This window comes from Micromonospora sp. LOL_021 (assembly GCF_048060215.1).
In the GTDB taxonomy this organism is placed as follows: domain Bacteria; phylum Actinomycetota; class Actinomycetes; order Mycobacteriales; family Micromonosporaceae; genus Micromonospora_E.
Genome location: NZ_JBHMIN010000143.1, coordinates 1 through 737, shown reverse-complemented (window position 1 = coordinate 737; position 737 = coordinate 1). Strand labels below are relative to the sequence as shown.

1 protein-coding gene is annotated in these 737 nt (G+C 68.5%); it reads right to left on the bottom strand.

Translation table 11 applies throughout. The features are described 5' to 3' along the window. A partial coding sequence (locus tag ACFHWT_RS31390; protein ID WP_416598325.1) for an AAA family ATPase occupies positions 1-737 on the bottom strand: 737 nt, incomplete at both ends.

Below are 737 nucleotides of genomic sequence, written 5' to 3'. Positions count from 1 at the left end.
TCGAAGTCACGCAGGTCCGGCGGCGCGGTCATCCGGCGAATCCGCATCCGGGCACCGGCCTCGTCGATCAGGTCGATCGCCTTGTCCGGCAGGAACCGGTCGGAGATGTACCGGTCGGCCAGCGTCGCGGCGGCGACCAGCGCGGCATCGGTGATGCTCACCCGGTGGTGCGCCTCGTACCGGTCCCGCAGACCCTTGAGGATCTCGATGGTGTGGGCCAGCGACGGCTCGCCGACCTGGATCGGCTGGAACCGGCGCTCCAGCGCGGCGTCCTTCTCCAGGTGCTTGCGGTACTCGTCGAGGGTGGTCGCCCCGATGGTCTGCAGCTCGCCGCGGGCCAGCATCGGCTTGAGGATGCTCGCCGCGTCGATCGCGCCCTCGGCCGCACCCGCACCGACCAGGGTGTGGATCTCGTCGATGAACAGGATGATGTCGCCCCGGGTACGGATCTCCTTGAGTACCTTCTTCAGGCGCTCCTCGAAGTCACCGCGGTAGCGGGAGCCGGCGACCAGCGCACCGAGGTCGAGGGTGTAGAGCTGCTTGTCCTTCAGCGTCTCGGGCACCTCGCCCTTGATGATCTTCTGGGACAGGCCCTCCACCACGGCCGTCTTGCCGACGCCGGGCTCGCCGATCAGCACCGGGTTGTTCTTGGTACGGCGGGACAGCACCTGCATGACCCGCTCGATTTCCTTCTCCCGGCCGATCACCGGGTCGAGCTTGCCCTCCCGGGCCGCCTG